The organism is Myxococcus stipitatus DSM 14675 (assembly GCF_000331735.1).
GTDB classification, from domain to species: domain Bacteria; phylum Myxococcota; class Myxococcia; order Myxococcales; family Myxococcaceae; genus Myxococcus; species Myxococcus stipitatus.
In genome coordinates this window covers 3921698-3936752 of the sequence record NC_020126.1, presented here as the reverse complement: position 1 = coordinate 3936752, position 15055 = coordinate 3921698, and the positions used below count along the sequence as shown (strand labels likewise).

The 15055-nt window shown below is 70.2% G+C and carries 16 protein-coding genes; 11 read left to right on the top strand and 5 right to left on the bottom strand.

Annotated features, from left to right (window positions below; all coding sequences use genetic code 11):
- Positions 1-16: 16 nt before the first annotated feature.
- The 3 genes from accD to MYSTI_RS15365 all read right to left on the bottom strand — a co-directional run bounded on the left by accD (position 17) and on the right by MYSTI_RS15365 (position 2368).
- Positions 17-868 (bottom strand): acetyl-CoA carboxylase, carboxyltransferase subunit beta, encoded by an 852-nt coding sequence (gene accD, locus MYSTI_RS15375; RefSeq protein ID WP_015348685.1) that lies wholly within the window; start codon positions 866-868, stop codon positions 17-19.
- Positions 869-960: 92 nt separating this feature from the next.
- Positions 961-1716 carry an MBL fold metallo-hydrolase gene (locus MYSTI_RS15370; protein ID WP_015348684.1) on the bottom strand — a complete coding sequence of 252 codons (756 nt, stop codon included), beginning with the start codon at positions 1714-1716 and terminating at the stop codon, positions 961-963.
- A gap of 1 nt (position 1717) precedes the next feature.
- Entirely contained in the window at positions 1718-2368 is a 651-nt protein-coding gene (locus tag MYSTI_RS15365; protein ID WP_015348683.1) for a Crp/Fnr family transcriptional regulator, read from the bottom strand.
- 151 nt (positions 2369-2519) lie between these two features.
- On the opposite strand from MYSTI_RS15365, the gene purM reads away from it, so the two are divergent.
- Genes purM through MYSTI_RS15350 form a run of 3 tightly spaced genes read left to right on the top strand, consistent with a single transcriptional unit; the run spans position 2520 to position 4773 of the window.
- Positions 2520-3557: a phosphoribosylformylglycinamidine cyclo-ligase gene (gene purM / locus MYSTI_RS15360; protein WP_015348682.1), complete on the top strand. Its 1038-nt coding sequence runs from the start codon at positions 2520-2522 to the stop codon at positions 3555-3557.
- A complete protein-coding gene (purN, locus tag MYSTI_RS15355) occupies positions 3554-4219 on the top strand; it encodes a phosphoribosylglycinamide formyltransferase (protein ID WP_015348681.1) in 666 nt (221 codons plus the stop codon). Before purM ends, purN begins: the two co-directional genes overlap by 4 nt.
- A gap of 56 nt (positions 4220-4275) precedes the next feature.
- Entirely contained in the window at positions 4276-4773 is a 498-nt protein-coding gene (locus MYSTI_RS15350) for a 2-thiouracil desulfurase family protein (RefSeq protein ID WP_015348680.1), read from the top strand.
- A 132-nt stretch (positions 4774-4905) separates the two neighbouring features.
- Here the strand turns inward: MYSTI_RS15350 and MYSTI_RS15345 are convergent, their stop codons facing one another.
- Positions 4906-5988: an enoyl-CoA hydratase/isomerase family protein gene (locus tag MYSTI_RS15345; protein ID WP_015348679.1), complete on the bottom strand. Its 1083-nt coding sequence runs from the start codon at positions 5986-5988 to the stop codon at positions 4906-4908.
- Positions 5989-6072: 84 nt separating this feature from the next.
- Here MYSTI_RS15345 and MYSTI_RS15340 point away from each other — a divergent pair, with 84 nt between their 5' ends.
- The 6 genes from MYSTI_RS15340 (at position 6073) to MYSTI_RS15315 (ending at position 11984) form a co-directional block, all read left to right on the top strand.
- Positions 6073-6759, top strand: coding sequence for an HAD family hydrolase (locus MYSTI_RS15340; protein WP_015348678.1), 687 nt, complete (start codon positions 6073-6075; stop codon positions 6757-6759).
- A gap of 84 nt (positions 6760-6843) precedes the next feature.
- Complete coding sequence (locus tag MYSTI_RS15335; protein WP_015348677.1) at positions 6844-8367, top strand: NAD(P)-binding protein; 1524 nt, start codon at positions 6844-6846, stop codon at positions 8365-8367.
- A 104-nt stretch (positions 8368-8471) separates the two neighbouring features.
- Positions 8472-8663, top strand: a complete 192-nt coding sequence (gene rpmB, locus MYSTI_RS15330) for a 50S ribosomal protein L28 (RefSeq protein ID WP_015348676.1) — start codon at positions 8472-8474, stop codon at positions 8661-8663.
- A gap of 16 nt (positions 8664-8679) precedes the next feature.
- Entirely contained in the window at positions 8680-9615 is a 936-nt protein-coding gene (locus tag MYSTI_RS15325; RefSeq protein ID WP_044280347.1) for an N-acetylmuramic acid 6-phosphate etherase, read from the top strand.
- 48 nt (positions 9616-9663) lie between these two features.
- Positions 9664-10818 (top strand): anhydro-N-acetylmuramic acid kinase, encoded by a 1155-nt coding sequence (locus tag MYSTI_RS15320; protein ID WP_015348674.1) that lies wholly within the window; start codon positions 9664-9666, stop codon positions 10816-10818.
- Positions 10815-11984, top strand: a complete 1170-nt coding sequence (locus MYSTI_RS15315) for a GTP-binding protein (protein ID WP_015348673.1) — start codon at positions 10815-10817, stop codon at positions 11982-11984. The genes MYSTI_RS15320 and MYSTI_RS15315 overlap by 4 nt, the downstream gene beginning before the upstream one ends.
- 54 nt (positions 11985-12038) lie before the next feature.
- Here the strand turns inward: MYSTI_RS15315 and MYSTI_RS15310 are convergent, their stop codons facing one another.
- Positions 12039-13124, bottom strand: coding sequence for a DUF4388 domain-containing protein (locus MYSTI_RS15310; RefSeq protein ID WP_015348672.1), 1086 nt, complete (start codon positions 13122-13124; stop codon positions 12039-12041).
- A 31-nt stretch (positions 13125-13155) separates the two neighbouring features.
- Between MYSTI_RS15310 and MYSTI_RS15305 the strand changes: the two genes are divergently transcribed.
- Together MYSTI_RS15305 and MYSTI_RS15300 are read left to right on the top strand one after the other, a co-directional pair.
- Positions 13156-14091: a metalloenzyme gene (locus tag MYSTI_RS15305; protein ID WP_044283682.1), complete on the top strand. Its 936-nt coding sequence runs from the start codon at positions 13156-13158 to the stop codon at positions 14089-14091.
- A gap of 20 nt (positions 14092-14111) precedes the next feature.
- The gene (locus MYSTI_RS15300; protein WP_015348670.1) at positions 14112-15014 is read left to right on the top strand and encodes a gluzincin family metallopeptidase; all 903 of its coding nucleotides are present in this window, start codon (positions 14112-14114) and stop codon (positions 15012-15014) included.
- Positions 15015-15055 lie beyond the last annotated feature (41 nt).

The following is a 15055-nucleotide window of genomic DNA, read 5'->3' as shown; positions in this document are numbered from 1 at the left end:
CTCCAGGAGCGCGGGCTCAGCCCAGGAGGCCGAGAATCTGCCCGAGCTTCGCGCGCAGGTCCTTGCGGTTGACGATGGTGTCGATCATCCCGTGCTCGAGCAGGAACTCCGAGCGCTGGAAGCCCTCCGGCAGCTTCTGGCGGATGGTCTGCTCGATGACGCGGGGACCGGCGAAGCCGATGAGCGCCTTGGGCTCGGCGAGGATGACGTCTCCCAGCCACGAGAAGGACGCGGCCACGCCACCCGTCGTCGGGTGCAGCAGCACGGAGATGTAGGGCTTGTTTCCCGTGCGGAAGCGCGCGATGGCCGCGGACGTCTTCGCCATCTGCATCAGCGAGAAGATGCCCTCCTGCATGCGAGCGCCACCGGACGCGGAGAAGATGAGCGCGGAGCACTTCAGCTCGTGCGCGCGCTCGAAGACGCGCGTCACCTTCTCGCCCACCACCGAGCCCATGGAGCCGCCCATGAACTCGAACACGAAGGCGCCCACGGAGACCTGGTGCCCGCCGATGCGGCCCACGCCCGCGACGAACGCGTCGTTCTCCTCCAGGTTCTTGCGCGTGGACTTCAGCCGGTCCTTGTACTTCTTCGAGTCGCTGAACCCGAGCGGGTCCTGCGGCTCCAGCTCCTTGTCGAACTCCTCGAAGCTGGACGGGTCCAGCAGCGTCGCCAGGCGCGCGCGGGCGTTCCAAGGGTGGTGGTGGTCGCAGTGCGGACACACCATCCAGTGCTTCTCCAGCTCCTGCCGGTAGATGATCTCGTCGCAGCTCTCGCACTTGGCCCACAAGCCTTCCATGCGAGACGGACCGGGCTCGGGCTGCTGCTGGGTGTCGACGGCGATGCGGGGCTTCTTCGAGAACCAGGCCATGGGACGGCGGGGGTTAATCCGACCGTTCGCGCCCGTCAACCGTTCCGTGTGGCGCGCCGCGTCGCGGCCCTCCAGGACGAGACGGTTCCCCGCTAGAACTCGAAGGTGTCGCCCAGCTCCAGGACCTCCACCGGCATGTGGGCCAGCTCCTTCTTGAGCTGGGCCACGAACGCCGGCTTGAGGTGGTAGAGGAGGACGGAGGCCCCGTTGCGCTCGAACTTCTGGAGTTCCTTCGCCAGGGTGGCGGGCGTCAGGTGGCCGGAGATGTCCGCCAGGGACTGGAGCTTGTTGGGGAACGAGGTCTCGACGAGGAGCGCCTTGAGGTTGCGCGTCTCGTTGAGCGCCTTCCAGAGCTTGTCGGTGGGCCCGGTGTCGCCGCTCATGGCGAGCGAGCTCTTCCCGTTGGACACGATGAAGCCGCAGGACTCCACCGGGTGGCTCACCGGGACGCTCCGCACCGTGTAGGGCCCCACCTCGAAGGTGCCGCCGGCGCGGAACGTCTTGATGCGCAGGACGGGGTTGCGCTTGGTCGGGATGCGGGTGAAGTCCGGCCAGAGCGCGTTGTTGAACATGTTGTCGCGCAGGGCCTTGGCACACTCACGCGACGCGTAGATGGTGACGGGCTTGTCCCTGCGACCGATGACCAGGTCCGCCATCAGCGGCAGGTCCTTCACGTGGTCGAAGTGGCTGTGCCCCACGAGGACATGGTCCACGCGGCACAGCTCCTCCAGCGACAGCGTCCCCGTCAGCGCGCCCGCGTCGAGCGCCAGCACGTCGTCGACGAGGAAACACGTGCTCTTGCACGTGGGAAGCTCGCCACCGTGGCAGCCAAGGACACGGAGCTTCACGCTAGAGGTCTCCGAACTTCCACTTCATCTCCAGGTATTGGAGGAAGTCGTGGAGTCTGACCGTGTCGTACACGGTGACTCGGTCGCCGGTGCGCGAGATGAGGCCCGCGCGGATCATCCGCTCCAGCACGTTGTGGACCGCGGGCTCGCCCACGCCAATCTGGCGAGGCATCTCACGGATGACGAAGTCGACCTCCGTGCCGTCGTCGACGGGGCGGCCCCGCGTGACGGTCAGCTGCATGAGCAGGTGCACCACCCGGCTGGCCGGGTCGTTGTGCAGCAGGTTCTCGATTTGCGCGTCGGCCTCGGAGAGCCGCTCGGCCAGCTTCTTGATCATCCGGACGGCAATCTCCGCGTTGCCGCGGATCATCGCCTCGAAGGTCTTGGGGTCGATGACCAGCAGCCGGGCGTCCTCGTTGACCACCGCGGACGCGTTGCGGGGCTTGTTGGAGATGATGGCCATCTCCCCGAAGAACTCCCCGGGCCCCAGCACCGCGAGCACCTTCTCCACATCCCGGACCCTCTTGGAGATGGAGACCTTGCCGGCCTGGATGACAAACATCTCACGGCCGGCTTCTCCCTCACGAAAGAGCTCGGTGCCCTTGGAGAATTCCTTGCCGAAACGTTGAAAGAGGGTTTCCTCGGCGCCCATCCTGCGAGGAGTCAATCAGCCCCTCCCCCCCTGGTCAAATTCCCTTTTGTGGGGACCGGTGGGACAGGACGTGCAGGCGGCTCGACACAAACCCGACACCGGCATGTCGCGGGCCGAGACAACGGGCGCGCCTGTCGATAGAAGGCCGCGCGTGGGAACGACCTACAAGCAGTCCGGAGTGGATATCGAGGCCGGCGACGCGTTTGTCGACCGAATCAAGCCCTACGCCGCGCGCACGATGCGCCCTGAAGTCGTCGCCGGAGTGGGCGGCTTCGGCGGGCTGTTCGCCCTGCCCCCGGGCAAATACCGGGAGCCGGTGCTGGTGGCCGGCACGGATGGGGTGGGGACGAAGCTGAAGGTGGCGTTCACCGCGGGCCGGCACGGCACGGTGGGCATCGACCTGGTGGCCATGTCGGTGAACGACATCCTCACCTGTGGCGCGGAGCCCCTCTTCTTCCTGGACTACTTCGCCACCGGGCGGCTGGAGGTGGACGCCGCGGCCGAGGTGGTCAAGGGCATCGCCCAGGGCTGCGAGCAGGCCGGGTGCACCCTCCTGGGCGGCGAGACGGCGGAGATGCCGGGCTTCTACGCGCGAGGCGAGTACGACCTGGCGGGCTTCTGCGTGGGCGTGGTGGAGCGGTCGGCCATCATCGACGGCAAGAGCATCCGGCCGGGGGACGCGCTCATCGGGATGACGTCCTCGGGGCTGCACAGCAACGGCTACTCGCTGGCGCGCAAGGTGCTGCTCGAGGACGCGAAGCTCGCGCTGGACGCGACGCCCGAGGGCCTGGGCCGTCCGCTGGGCGACGCGCTCCTGGAGCCCACGCGCATCTACGTGAAGGACGCGCTGGCGCTGCTGGCGGCGGTGAAGGTGAAGGGCATGGCGCACATCACCGGCAGCGGGATTCCGGGCAACCTGCCCCGGTGCCTGCCGGATGGGACGCGCGCGGTGCTGAGTGAGAAGTCGTGGGTGAAGCCGCCCATCTTCGACCTCATCGCGAAGCTGGGCAGCGTGGAGCGCGACGAGATGTTCAGCACGTTCAACATGGGCCTGGGCCTCATCGCCGTGGTGGCGAAGGAGGACGTCGCGAAGGCGCTGGAGGTGCTGCGCGCCCGAGGCGTCGAGGCCTCCGAGGTCGGCCGCGTGGAAGCGGGCCAGGGCGAGGCCACGGCGGTCATCGAGCCATGAGCGGACGGCGGGTCCGGCTGGGCGTGCTCGTCAGCGGCAGCGGGAGCAATCTCCAGGCGCTGCTGGACGCGTGCGCTCGCGAGGACTTTCCGGCCGAGGTCGCCTGCGTCGTGTCGAACGTCCCCACCGCGTACGCCCTGGAGCGCGCGCGCGCGGCGGGGGTCGCCACGGTGGTGGTGGACCACAAGGCGCATGCCTCCAAGGCGGAGTTCGAGGCGGCCATCCTGGACGCACTGCGCTCGGCGGGCGTGGAGTGGGTGTGCCTGGCGGGGTTCATGCGGCTGTTGAGCGCGGACTTCCTGGGGCGCTTCGCCGGCCGCGTCTTGAACATCCACCCTTCCCTGCTCCCGTCCTTCCCTGGACTGCATGCGCAGCGGCAGGCCCTGGAGCGAGGGGTGAAGGTGACGGGGTGCACCGTGCACTTCGTGGACGCGGGCACGGACACGGGCCCCATCATCGGGCAGGCCGCGGTGCCCGTGCTGCCGGACGACGATGAGAAGAGCCTGGGCGCGCGCATCCTCGCCGAGGAGCACCGGCTGTACCCGCTGGCGGTGAGGCTCGCGGTGACGGGCCAGGTGTCGAGCGACGGCACGAGGACTCGCGTGTCGGCGGTGCCGACCACCAGCGAGCTGTCGCTGCGAAGCCCCGGGGCGGAGAAGTGACGGACTCGCCGGAGCGTCCCGGTGCGGCTCGGCCCTCCTCGGACGTGGCCACCTCGATGTGCGCAGCGAAGCAGCAGTCCGCGGAGGAGCGACGCGAAGCGCTGCACCAGGCCCCCGTGGTCGTCGTGAGCGCGTGTCTGCTCGGTGAGGCGTGCCGCTACGATGGCCGCTCGCAACGCTCCGAGAAGGTCCTCGCCGCGCTCGAAGGGAAGGCCGTCGTTCCCGTCTGCCCCGAGGTGGGCTCGGGCCTCCCGATTCCGCGTCCTCCCGTCGACCTGTGTGGTGGAACGGGTGTCGACGTCTGGCGCGGACAGGCCCAAGCGCTGGAGCGCGAGGCCCGCGTGGACCGCACCGAGGACTTCAAGCGCGGTGCGCGCCTGGCCCTCGATGCGGCGCGCGGCTTCGGCGCCACGGTGGCCCTCTTGAAAGAGAAGAGCCCCTCTTGCGGAAGCCAGCGAGTCTACGAGTCCGGAGCCCTGCGCTCGGGCGAGGGCATCACCACCGCGCTGCTTCGCTCCGAGGGCGTCACCGTCGTCAGCGACGAGGACCTGTAGTCCGCATCGCGGGCGAGGGCGTCGCCACCGCCCTGCCGTGCTCGCAGGGCGTCTGGCTCATCAGCGACGCGGACCTGTCCCCTCTTCGCGGACGAGAGCCCTCCCGCCATCAGCGGCAAGCCATCAAGCCACTCACTTCGGCGGCGACAGGACGAGCTCGTCTCCAGCCCGTGGCGCGAAGCACGCCTCCACGTCCGAGTCCTTGACGTCGCCCAGCGTTCCCGGATGCCAGCGTGCCTTGCCGTCCTTGTCCACCAGCACCGCGCGGATTCCCTCGCGGAAGTCCTCGCGAGCAGTCAGTGCCTGGCTCAGCCGGTACTCGAGGCCCACCATCTCGTCGTAGCTCCGGCCGCGTCCCATGCGCAGCTGCCGCAGCGACACCTTCAAGCTCATCGGACACATGCGCAGCAGCGTGGCCCACGTCTCCTGAGCCCAGGGCGTGCCCTCCAGCTCCAGCGCCTGCTGGATGTCCTCCACCCGCTCCGCCGCGAAGCACCGGTCCATCGAGGCGTGCTGCGTGGCCAGCGCGGACGTTCCCGCATCCGCGTGGAAGCGCGCGAGCACCTCTTCCACCACCGCGCTCGCCGAACCCCTTCCCCACTCCGCGCCGATGATCGCCTCCAGCAGCGCGTCCACTCGCGCCGACTCCACGTGGTGCGTCCCGTAGCCCAGCCACATCGCGTCCGCCGCGCTGCATCGCGCGCCCGTCAGGCCCAGGTACGTCCCCGACTCGCCCGGGAAGCGCGGCAGGAACCAGCCTCCTCCCACATCCGGGAAGAGCCCCAGCGCCGTCTCCGGCATCGCCAGCACCAGCTTCTCCGTGACGACGCGGTACGCACCGTGGATGGAGAGCCCCAAGCCCCCACCCATGCAGATGCCGTCCACGAGCGACACGTACGGCTTGCCCAGGTGGTGGATGCGATGGTTCAGCGCGTACTCGGCGCGGAAGAACTCACGCGACAGGCGCTCCTGTCCCGGCGGAGGCGCCTCCGTCAGGGAGGCCGCCACCGCGCGCACGTCCCCTCCCGCGCAGAAGGCTCGGCCGCCCGCGCCCCGGATGACCACGGCCTTGACCGCTGGGTCCGCCGCCCAGGCGTCGAGCTGGGGAAGCAGCGCCCGGCACATCTCCAGGTTCAGCGCGTTCAACGCCTTCGGGCGGTTCAGCGTCAGCACGCCCACCGACCCACGCATCTCCATCCACACGCCATCGCTCATGAGACTCTCGGGATTATCAGCGCCAGGCTGCCGGCGCGCTCGATTCGTGGCCCCAGTCCTTCGTGGCCGCGCTATGGGGGAACCATGACACCTTCCGACACGCCCTTGAGGGCCGCCATCTTCGACATGGATGGGACCCTCGTCGACAACATGGGCTTCCACAATGAGGCGTGGGTGGCACTCGCGCGCAAGCTCGGCCTGTCGCTCACCGCCGACGACTTCCAGACGCGCTTCGCCGGGAAGAAGAACGAGGAGATCCTCCCCGAGCTGCTCGAGCGCTCCCTCGACCCGGAGGAACTGGCGCGGCTCGCGGACGAGAAGGAGAACCACTACCGCACCCTCTACCGGCCCCACCTGCGGCTGCACCACGGTGCCGAGTCCTTCATCGCGCGCCTGCACGCCGCGCACATCCCCCTGGCCATCGCCACCGCCGCTCCGCACGGCAACCGCGAGCTGGTCATCGACGGCCTGGGCTTGCGCCCCGTCTTCCACCGCATCGTCGGCGCCGAGGAGGTCACCCGCGGCAAGCCCTTCCCGGACATCTTCCTCGCCGCGGCGAAGGGGCTGGGCGTGGAGCCCTCCCAGTGCCTCGCCTTCGAGGACGCCATCCTGGGCGTCAACTCCGCCCGCGACGCGGGAATGGCGGTGGTGGGCATCACCACCACGACCTCCGCGGAGCAGCTCCGCCAGGCCGGCGCGCGCTGGACGGCCCCGGACTTCACCGCGCTTCCGCCGGAGCTGGAGGCGCGCCTCTTCGGCCCCAGGGCCTGAGCCCGGGGCCAGGAGCACCCCTCCCCTTTGACCTTCGTCAAAAGGGAGCCACGGCCGAGGACGTTGTGTAGTGTTCCCCGCCGCATGACGTCCGCAGCCAAACTCAAGCTTCCCTCGGGCCCGTCCCGGCACGTGTATGACGTCATCGTGCTGGGCAGTCAGCTCGGCGGTGCGCTCGCGGCCTCGCTGTTGGCCAAGCGCGGCCACCGCGTCCTGCTGGTGGACCATGACGGCATGGGCCCCGGCTACGAGCACGGCGGCTACGTGCTCCCCTATGCCCCCTTCGTGGCGCCGCCCCTCAAGGCGATGCCCGCCATCGAGGAAGCCCTCTCCGAGCTGGGCCTCACCACCACCGTGCAGCGCGCGCTGCGTCCCCACGCGCCCGAGCTCCAGCTGGTCATGCCGAAGAACCGCATGGACCTGCACGCGGACGCCACGCGCCGCAAGGCCGAGGTGACACGCGAGCTGGGCGAGGAGGGCGAGGCGCTCCTGGGCGCCCTGGCCGGCACCACCGCGCAGCACGAGTTGACGGACGCCTTCTTCAAGGCCCAGCCCGCCCTGCCCCCGGACGGGTTCTTCGAGGGCTGGGGCCTCAAGAAGCTCATCCGCGCCCACCCGGGCCTGGAGGCCCCGCCCCACCTGGCCGCGGAGACCCCGGCCGCCGCGCTGGTGCGCTCGCTGCGCCCCTTCATCAACCACCTGGACCGCCCCGAGTCGCCCCTCGCCCTCACCCGGCCCCTGTCCCAGGTGCTGTCCACGCCCTGCTTCTTCAACGGCGGGCATGACGGCCTCCGGGAGCTGCTCACGCGGCGGCTGGCGGAGCTGGGCGGTGATGTGCTCGGGCGCGACAGCCCCTCGGGCTTCATCGTCGAGGAGCTCTCCTTCGAGGGCAGCAAGTTCGCGGGCGTGAAGCTGGTGCGCTCGGACACGCTCTACCGCGCGGCGTGCCTGGTGGCCGCCACGGACTCCAGCGCGCTGCGGCGACTGGTGACGGACAAGAAGCACCACCGGGGGCTCCTGGAGCACCTGGACCAGTCCACGACGAAGTCCATCCTCTTCACCGTCAACTGGGTGGTGCCGGAGTCGGCGCTCCCCCGTGGCATGGGCGAGCTGTCGCTCGTGGATACGCAGGACGCCGAGCTGGGCTCCATGCTGATCCAACTCCACCCCGTGCGCGCCACGGCCGGCGGAGGCAAGGAGGGCAAGGACGTGGACGGGCTGCGCGTGGTCTGCGCCGGCGTCTTCGTGCCCGCGACGGCCCGGGAGCTGGGCGACGAGCACCTCCAGACGCTCGCCTCGCGCATCGACGCGCAGCTGGACGCCGTGATGCCCTTCACCGCCCAGCACCGCCTGCTGCGCTCGGCGCCGTACCTGGACGCCAGCGGCTCTCGCGGCACGCGGCTGATGCCCCACCCGCTCTACAGCTTCGAGTCGGAAGCCGTCCTGGGCGTCACCGGTTTGACCCAGCGCACCCCGGTGAAGAACCTGCTGCTCGCGGGCCGCGAGGTGCTGCCGGGCCTCGGTCTGGAGGGCGAATTGCTCGCCGGAGTCCGGGCCGCCCGCCTGGTTCAAGTCATGTTGAAGAAGAAGGATCCGCTCAAGGGCTGATCCAAACGGCTGAAAGGCTGGATTTCCAAGCCGCTTTCTGGCAGGTTCCGCCGCTCTTTAATCGGCAGGCGTCCAACGCCCCAGTTTTCAAGGAGTTAGAGGTCATGGCGTGGAAGTGTGACATCTGTGGCAAGCGTCCGCTCGTCGGCAACAACGTCAGCCACGCGAACAACAAGACCAAGAAGCGAACCCTCCCGAACCTGCAGAAGGTCCGGGCCAGCGTCGAGGGCCGCACGGAGCGCGTTCTGGCCTGCACCCGCTGCATCAAAGCGGGCAAGGTGACGAAGGCGGCTTGAAGTCGGGCGCTCGGGGGTGGGTTCCTCTCGCGCATCATCCACGAAACTCCCTCCCACCGAGCGGCTTCACCCCCGCGCGGACGACCTAGATCTATGCTCCATCGGGTCGGTCGTCCGCCGGTTACATGACGAGGACGTCGTCGCCGTCCAGGCGGTTCGCCCAGCGCTCCGCGCCGTTGCTCGAGCAGCAACGGCCGTAGCGAATGCATTGCGGGCGGGCGGCAGACTCCTCTACGTCGGCGCTGGAACGAGTGGACGCCTGGGCGTCCTCGACGCCAGCGAATGCCCTCCTACGTTCGGGAGCACGCCCACGCAGGTCCAGTCCCGCATCGCGGGCGGACGCCGGGCGATGACCCAGGCCGTGGAAGGCGCCGAGGACGACGCCCAGGCGGGCGCCGCGGACGTGCGTGCATTCGCCGCGGGCCCTCTCGATGTGGTGTGCGGCATCTCCGCCAGCGCCTCCACGCCCTATGTCCGAGGTGCGCTGGCCGAAGCCCACCGGCGCGGAGCACACACGGTGCTGGTGTGCTGCAACCGCCCCCGGACCCGCGCGGACGTGGACACGCTGGTGCTGGCGCGCACGGGGCCGGAGCTGGTTGCGGGATCCACCCGGCTGAAGGCGGGCACGGCCACCAAGCTGATCCTCAACGCCATCACCACCGCGGCCTTCGTCTCGCTCGGCAAGGTGTATCGCGGGCGCATGGTGGACGTGCGGCCCGTCAACGCGAAGCTGCGGGCCCGCGCGGCGCGCATGGTGGCCGAGTTGACGAACCTCCCCCTCTCCGAGGCAGCCCGGTTGCTGGAGGCGTCGGGCGGTGAGGTGAAGGTGGCCGTGGCCATGCACTTCACCGGGCTCACCGCCCGCGCCGCTCGCAAACGTCTTCGGGACAACGGCCTGCGCGAGCTCGCCGAGCCCAGACGTAAGCGCGCGCACGCACGCGGCCCCACTTGAGCCTCCCCCCCGGGGCCGGGCGTGGGAGGTCATTCATAGATTGGGGGTATGCGGCTCCCCTTTCCCGTCACGGATTCTCAACGTCCCCGCGTGTGTGTGGGACTCCTGTCCGGAACCAGCGCGGACGCGGTCGAGGCCGCGCTGTGTGAAATCACCGGCACGGGCGGCGGGGCCCGGCTGCGGCTGCTTTCCCACGTCTCCCTCCCCTTCCCGTCGGACCTCGTCACGCGAATCCTGGGCGTCCAGGACGCGCGCTCGCTGAGCCAGCTCGACTTCGAGCTCGGTGAGTACTTCGCTCGCGCCGCGCTCCAGGCCATCGAGAAGGCGGGGCTCTCCCCGTCGGACGTGAGCGCCATCGGCTCGCACGGGCAGACCATGGCGCATCACCCGCCGGGCGCGGCGGACATCCCCTCCACGCTCCAGATTGGCGAGCCCGCCGTCATCGCCGAGCGCACGGGCCTGCCCGTCATCAGCGACTTCCGCACCCGGGACGTCGCGGCCGGAGGCCACGGCGCGCCCCTGGTGCCCTACTTCGACTGGGTGGCGTTCCGGAATCCCGAGGCCCCTCGCGCGCTCCTGAACATCGGCGGCATCTCCAACGTGTCCCTCGTCAGCACCCGGCTGGAGGACTCCCTCGCCTTCGACACCGGCCCTGGAAACATGGTGCTGGATGGGCTGGCGCGTCGCGTCAGCCAGGGGCGACTGCCATGCGACGTGGATGGGACGCTGTCGCGACAGGGGAAGGTGATTCCCGAGCTGCTGACGGAGCTGCTCGCGGACGCGTTCCTCTCGCGTCCTCCACCCAAGAGCACGGGGCGCGAGCGCTATGGCGACACCCTGGTGGAGAAGCTGTGGACGCGCTACCCGGAGCGGCCCCACGACGTGATGGCCACCGCGCTGGAGCTCACCGTGGAGAGCATCGCGCGGGCATACGAAACGTGGGGGTCGCCTCGCGCGCCGAGTCTCGAAGCCATGTATGTTTCCGGCGGCGGCACACGCAATCCTCGGCTGATGGAGCGGCTCGAGGCTCGCCTGGCACCCCTTCCCCTCCGGCGGCTTGATACGCTGGGATTTCCGGAAGGCGCGAAAGAAGCGGCGTTGTTCGCCTTGCTCGCGGCCGAATACCTCGTGGGGACTCCGGCGAATGTCCCGTCCGCAACTGGCGCGAAGCGTCGAGTCGTTCTAGGAAAGCTGACACCGTGAGCAGCGTGAATCTGATGGCCCGCGAGGTGGCCGCCAAAATCGTCTTCTACGGACCAGGACTGTCCGGCAAGACGACCTCCCTGCGGAAAATTTACGAGACCGTCCGCCCGGCGCACCGGGGCGAGATGATGTCCATCGCCACCGAAGGCGACCGGACGCTCTTCTTCGACTTCCTCCCCGTGAAGGTGGAGCGCGTGGGCGACTGCTCGGTGCGGCTCGCGCTGTACACCGTGCCGGGCCAGGTCTTCTACAACGCGACCCGGAAGCTGGTGCTCCAGGGCGCCGACGGTGTCGTCTTCGTGGCGGACTCCCAGCCGGAGGCCATGGACGCCAACCGCGAGTCGCTGGCGAACCTGGAGGAGAACCTCTTCGAGCACGGCATCCGTCTGGACCGCTTCCCGCTGGTGATGCAGTGGAACAAGCGGGACCTGGAGAACGTGCTGCCCGTGGAGCAGCTCCGCCAGGAGCTCAACCCGCGCGGCGTGCCGGACTTCGAGACCGCGGCCACCAACGGGCAAGGCGTGCTCGACACGCTCAAGGCCATCACCCGGCTGGTCATCAAGGACCTGCGCGCCAAGCGCATCGTCCCGCCGCCGCGTCCGGTGGCGCCCGTGGGCAGCCCCAAGCCCGCGGGCCTGGAAGCGCAGCTCACCCAGCACCTGCAACACCGCCAGCCTCCGTCCGTCGCCGTCCCGGCCGGACATGGGCCCGCCGTGGCGATGGTGCCCACGCCCGTGCCGCAGCGCGCGTCGGGCTCCTTCCCGGCCATCGCGCCTCCGCCGCGCGTGGAGCCCGTGGTGGCGCCCGTGGCTCCCCCCGCGGCCGTCACGCAGGCGGGACCCAAGTTGCTGGGCGCGGCGAGTGCGCTCGCGCCGGGAGACTTGTTCGACCACGCGCGCGCCGCCGAGGCCGCGTTCATCGCGGGCAACTACTCCACCTGCGTCACCGCGTGCGCGGATGCCATCCGGCGCGCGCTCGCCTACGCGGGTGAGGGCACGCTGGCGCAGCAGGCCTTCCTCCTGCGCGTGGATGGCGCCGACCTCCTGCGCGTCCAGGGTCTGGGCAACCAGACGCACCTGCGCGTCGACGACGCGGCCTTCGCCCTCTACGTGCTGATGCAGACCTTCGTCCGCCTCAACGCGGTGGGCCTGCCCACCTCCGAGTAGCGCATCGCCGTGCAGCGGGCCCCCACTCTCATGGGGGCTCGCCGCGGAGGCGCATCACCGAGGCGCGGTGAGCTGCAACAACCCCATGCGCTGGAGCTTCGCCAGCGTCTTGAGCGTCTCCAGCTCCCGCGCGGGGCTCGCCAGGACGATGGTGGACACGTCCCACGTGCCGCTCACGAGGCCGGCAATCTGCCGCTCCTCGGGCTTGAGCAGCGACATGCCCTGCGGGTCATGCACCACCATGGGAATCAACAGCGGCGGCATCTCCGAGTAGAGCGCGGCCACGTGCTCGCGCTGCACCAGCCGGGCGAACTCGCGCACACGCCGGTCCGCGGGGTCGCTGGCGAGCAGCGACGCGCAGACGATGCCCGCCGCGTCGAACTGGCCCTCGCGCATCAGCACCGCGCCCTTCTCCAGCATCTCCGCGACCGGGTCCGCCTCCACCTGCGGCGCGCCGTCCACCTCCACCAGCTTCGCCCGGAGCAGCTCGTACACCCGCCGCGTCACCGACGAGCGCGACACGCCCATCGACAGCCGCAGGCGCCCCAGGTTGTGGGGCTTCGTGCACAGCCCCAGGATGATTCGATGCATCAGCGGCTGGCTGGGGCTGGGCGGCGTCAACGCGCGCACGCTCAACGCATCGATGGGCAGCGCCTTGTCCACGTCCGGCTGCTCATCCACCCAGCGCAGGGACTCGAACAGGAGCTCGCGGATGCTCATGTCCGACGGCACCCAGTCCTCGCCCGAGCGGTCCGCATCCTCCGTCCAATGGAACGTGCCGCGTCCCGCGATGGTCAGGTCCGTCATGGCCGCGAACAACTCCTCGCGTCCCAGGTCGCGAATCCACCGCGCCTGGAGGCCATGCACGTCGAAGGCGGCGTCGACATCCGGCGTGCGGGACAGCTCGTCGAAGGCGGCCAGCACCTTCGCGCCCGAGGCCAGCTTCGCCAGCGCCAGGAGCCGGGCGACGCGGCCGCGCAGGCCCTCGGAGGCGGTGGCCCCTACCTGTCCGGAGAGGAGGAAGAGCTTCCGCTCACCCGCCTCCCAGGAGAGTTGGAGCGTCCCCGTCTTGCGGGAGCTGTCCAGCCATTGAAGAAACTCGGGGAGCGGATAACTGAAGAGGTCGCCGTGGAGGGCCATGCGGGTTGTTTCGAGGATACAGTCCATGGCCGTGCGCGTCGCGCTCCTCTTCATCGACGGTGTCGGCATTGGCCGGAAGGACCCGGCCATCAATCCACTGGCGCACCGTGAACACCTGCTTTCCTGCTTCCAGGACGCCCCGGGCCCCCTCCTGCCGGAAGACGGCCGGTGCCTCGTCGTGGACCCCACCTTCGGCGTGGCCGGGCGCCCCCAGTCCGCCTCCAATCAGACGGCCATCCTCACGGGCGAGCCCGCCCCCGTCCTCCTCGGCCAGCACGTCCTGGGCTACCCCAACGCCGCCCTGCGCGGGCTGCTCGCACAGCGCTCCATCGTCAAGCGGCTGGGGGAAGCGGGCCGCGTCGCGACCTTCGCCAACGCCTACCCCGCCCCGTACCTGGACGCGCTGGCCATCCCCCGGCGCCCCACCTCCTCGCCCCCGGAGTTCACGCCGACCCCCGCGGCCGCGCGCCGCATGAAGCCCTCCGCCGCCAAGCTGGCCTTCGCCGCGGGCCACGTCCCCCTGCGCACGCTGGAGGACGCCCGAGCCGGAGACGGCCTCACCCACGACATCACCGGCGCCAGCGCCCGGGCCTACGGCCTGCCCGCCCCCGAGCGCTCCCCCGCCGACGCCGCCGAGGTCTTCTGGCGCATCGCCTCCGGCGCGGACTTCACCTTCTTCGAGCACTACCTGGCCGACGAGGCCGGCCATGCACAGGACTTCACGGCCGCGCACGCCGCGCTGGACACCTTCGACGCCTTCCTCCGCGCCGTCGTGGCCACGCGCCCCTCGGACACCCGGGTGCTGGTGTGCAGCGACCACGGCAACGTCGAGGACCTGTCCACACGCGGACACACCCTCCACGCGGTCCCCGTGCTCTACTTCGGACCACCCGCGCCGGAGCTGGAGTCGTTCTCCACCGTCGCCGACGTGGGCCGCGCGGTGTTGCGTTGGCTGGAAGCGGAGTGAGGCTCGTGACGAGGGGTTGGATGCAAGAACACATGCGCTTCCGGCCATCCCTGCTCCTGGCCGTGCTGGCACTCGTCGCGGGCTGCGCGGCCCCTCGGCGCTCCACCGTCGACCTCACGCCGGCCCCCGCCACGGCGCCCAGGGACCCGGCGAAGACTCGCGACACGTCGACCGCCAGCGGCGCGCGCATCACCGTCGAGTTCCAGGACCGGGACACCTCCGCCGCCGCGCAGGTCCACCTCGCCGTCGAGCGCGCCCTGCCGCGCATGGCCCGCTGGGGCACCTTCGACGACTCCGTCACCATCATCCTCCACCCCAACCACGCCGCGCTGGAGCGCGCCGCCAACCGGCCCGACCACGACTTCCTCCGCGCCTGGGCCCGCTACGAGCAGATCGAACTGCAGAGCCCCCGCACCTGGACGCTCATGGGCGCAAGCCAGGAGCAGGTGGACGAGCTGCTGCTGCACGAGCTCACCCACAGCTTGATGTACCAGGTGGCCTCGGACCGGCTGGGCTGGACGCGCAAGCGCATCCCCGTCTGGTTCCGCGAGGGCATGGCCTCGTACACCGCCGAGCAGGGCTACCGGGTCTCCTCCCTGGAGGACCTCGCCCGCTTCTGGGGCGCCCGGCCCTCCGCTGATCCGCTGACCCAGGCCGACGCCCTCTACCAGCGCGACAGCGACATCGTGTACGGCGCCGCCCACCACGCCTTCACCTTCCTGGTCCGCCGCTACGGAGAGCCCATCGTCCGAGGCGTCCTCCAGGCCATGAGCCAGGGACCGGACTTCACCGAGGCCTTCACCCGCTCCGTCGGCATCCCCCCGGAGACCTTCCTCCGCGACTTCCGCCGCTACGTCGAATGGCGCGGCTTCAAGAGCGGCCGGAGCTTCCGCCGCGCGGAACCTCCCACTCCCACCCTGTAGCTCACCCCTCCCCCTACGTCGGGCCAGCGTTCGCGACCCGC

What these genes read in the sequence shown, in the direction of transcription:
- MYSTI_RS15365 (WP_015348683.1), bottom strand. Translation starts at nt 2,368, where the DNA reads ATGGGCGCCGAGGAAACCCTCTTTCAACGTTTCGGCAAGGAATTCTCC.
- MYSTI_RS15335 (WP_015348677.1), top strand. Translation starts at nt 6,844, where the DNA reads ATGACGTCCGCAGCCAAACTCAAGCTTCCCTCGGGCCCGTCCCGGCAC.
- MYSTI_RS15340 (WP_015348678.1), top strand. Translation starts at nt 6,073, where the DNA reads ATGACACCTTCCGACACGCCCTTGAGGGCCGCCATCTTCGACATGGAT.
- purN (WP_015348681.1), top strand. Translation starts at nt 3,554, where the DNA reads ATGAGCGGACGGCGGGTCCGGCTGGGCGTGCTCGTCAGCGGCAGCGGG.
- MYSTI_RS15320 (WP_015348674.1), top strand. Translation starts at nt 9,664, where the DNA reads ATGCGGCTCCCCTTTCCCGTCACGGATTCTCAACGTCCCCGCGTGTGT.
- rpmB (WP_015348676.1), top strand. Translation starts at nt 8,472, where the DNA reads ATGGCGTGGAAGTGTGACATCTGTGGCAAGCGTCCGCTCGTCGGCAAC.
- MYSTI_RS15300 (WP_015348670.1), top strand. Translation starts at nt 14,112, where the DNA reads ATGCAAGAACACATGCGCTTCCGGCCATCCCTGCTCCTGGCCGTGCTG.
- MYSTI_RS15350 (WP_015348680.1), top strand. Translation starts at nt 4,276, where the DNA reads ATGTGCGCAGCGAAGCAGCAGTCCGCGGAGGAGCGACGCGAAGCGCTG.
- accD (WP_015348685.1), bottom strand. Translation starts at nt 868, where the DNA reads ATGGCCTGGTTCTCGAAGAAGCCCCGCATCGCCGTCGACACCCAGCAG.
- MYSTI_RS15345 (WP_015348679.1), bottom strand. Translation starts at nt 5,988, where the DNA reads ATGAGCGATGGCGTGTGGATGGAGATGCGTGGGTCGGTGGGCGTGCTG.
- MYSTI_RS15310 (WP_015348672.1), bottom strand. Translation starts at nt 13,124, where the DNA reads ATGGCCCTCCACGGCGACCTCTTCAGTTATCCGCTCCCCGAGTTTCTT.